3 protein-coding genes are annotated in these 1,894 nt (G+C 67.8%); 1 reads left to right on the forward strand and 2 read right to left on the reverse strand.

Features of this window, described 5'->3' with window-relative positions; all coding sequences use genetic code 11:
- Nucleotides 1-38 precede the first annotated feature (38 nt).
- Together ACFU99_RS42250 and ACFU99_RS42255 are read right to left on the reverse strand one after the other, a co-directional pair.
- Complete coding sequence (locus tag ACFU99_RS42250) at nt 39-638, reverse strand: phage tail protein (RefSeq protein ID WP_384403729.1); 600 nt, start codon at nt 636-638, stop codon at nt 39-41.
- A 123-nt stretch (nt 639-761) separates the two neighbouring features.
- Nucleotides 762-1,169, reverse strand: coding sequence for a hypothetical protein (locus ACFU99_RS42255; RefSeq protein WP_384403732.1), 408 nt, complete (start codon nt 1,167-1,169; stop codon nt 762-764).
- 364 nt (nt 1,170-1,533) lie between these two features.
- On the opposite strand from ACFU99_RS42255, the gene ACFU99_RS42260 reads away from it, so the two are divergent.
- On the forward strand, nt 1,534-1,830 hold the full coding sequence (locus ACFU99_RS42260) for a hypothetical protein (RefSeq protein ID WP_384403735.1): 297 nt from the start codon (nt 1,534-1,536) through the stop codon (nt 1,828-1,830).
- Nucleotides 1,831-1,894 lie beyond the last annotated feature (64 nt).

A 1,894-nucleotide genomic window follows, 5' to 3' on the forward strand; every position in this document is an offset into this window, starting at 1 on the left:
GGCCGGCTCCCTGCGGGGCCGGCGCCCGTTCCGGCCGGTCAGTGGCCGTCTTCCACCGGGGCCTTCTTGTCCCCGAACGCCGGGTCCTTCATGATCCACGTCGCCAGCGGCGCGGTGCCGTCCTGCGGCAACGCCGTGAAGGTGACGCCGAGCTTGATGGCGCCCTTGCGGTTGAGGTCCATGTCGTCGGTGTCGGTGACCTGGCCGCGCGGCACGATGAAGCGGTAGCGGATCTCGTTGCCGTCGGTGAACTCCAGGCCGAGCGCCCGCTCCTCGATCAGCGCGTCGTCGGTGACGCCGAAGCTGTACGTGCCCGAGCCGGAAGCGGTCTCCGCGACATTCCCGTTGCCGTAGAAGAACGGCAGGGTGTTCTCGTTGAGCTGGAGCATGCCGAACTTCAGGGTCAGGTCGCGCTCGTCGTAGACGTAACGCGCGGCGCCGACGGTCTGCCAGGTGTTGACCTTGACGGTCTTGCCCTTGCGGCCGAACTTGACGCCCTCGGGCGCGGTGTAACCCAGGTCCACCCAGCCCGCGCCCCACTCGGAAGCGGCGTCGACGGGGGCGGTGGTGCCGACCTTGGCGACGAGCACGCGGCCGGTGCCCGCGACGCGGATCTCGTTCGGGTTCATTCCGGACATGAAAGTCTCCTTGAATCAATGGTTGCTGAAATCAGCGAAGGAAAAACGAGTGTCAAGCGAATGACAAAGGCCCCGCCCGAAGGCGAGGCCGGAAAACAGGAATGGCGGATACGGCGGAAAGCGTCAGACGGGGCGGAGGAACAGCCGGGCCCGGGTGAGGTAGCGGTTGCCGGCCGGCCGGTTGTAGTCCGGAAGCCAGCGCGCGGCCTCCTCCTCGACGACGTCGGTGACGACGGCGCCGCCGTACGCGCCGCCGCGCAGCTGGAACAGCGCGGTACGCGCGGACAGGGAGAGGGTGTGCGCGGCGGTCTTGTCAGGACCGTAACTCTCCAACTCCACGATGGGCTGGTCGAGATGGAGGTCGTCCACCCAGGCTCCGCCGGTCCGCGAGACCAGCACCACTTTCTGCGTGCCGTCGAAACCGGACGGCGGTCGGTTGTCCACTACGGCTCCGGCCAGTTCAGGCCGGTCCTTGAGGACGTCGACGATGAGGCGTTCCACGTCGGGGAACGCGAGCGGGCTCTCGGTCACATGAGCGCTCCTTTCACAACGAAGCGGCGGATGCCGTCGCCCTGGCCATGGGCACAGCTCCGCCGCTGCACCTATCGTGATCGAGATCGCGCGAGAGCGCAAGCTGTGCGCGCGAGTACGCAATTAATGGAGTCTCGCTACCCGACGGTGTGTCAGACGGACGAGATAGATTATTGGATGAACAAGGACACTCCCGGGCATCCGCTGAGGACTGCACGCGGCCGGAAACGACCGGTTCGCCTGCGGCCTGGCACCGCCGGACCGCAGGCGGCCGGACACGACGCATCGGGCAGGGGACGAGTCAATGCAAGGCGTTTGGGGGCAGCATGAGTGCACAGTGCGGTTCGACCGAAGGCGGCCCGTGGTGAATGAACGCGGCGCACCGATCGCGGACGTGGTGAACGCCATCGTGGAAGTAGCGGCCGAGTCCGGCCGATCCGGAACATTCACCGGCGACGTGGGACACGCCCTCGCCTCGGTCGCCGACAAGGTGACGGAACGCATCGTGCGCGAAGCGGAGTTCAACGGTTTCGTCAGCGGCTGGCAGGAGGCCGTCTCGGCTTCGTACGGTCCGCACGCCGGCGCGCAGGTGTACCGCATGCCCCGGCAGAGCACGAACCGCCAGAACAGCAAGGACCGGTCGGCGCGCACGGACACCTGACGGTCGGCGACACCCCCACCCCACACCCCCTGGACGTCGGCACCCCCCACCCCCGGCCAGGGGC

This window comes from Streptomyces sp. NPDC057654 (genome assembly GCF_042800135.1).
GTDB lineage: Bacteria > Actinomycetota > Actinomycetes > Streptomycetales > Streptomycetaceae > Streptomyces.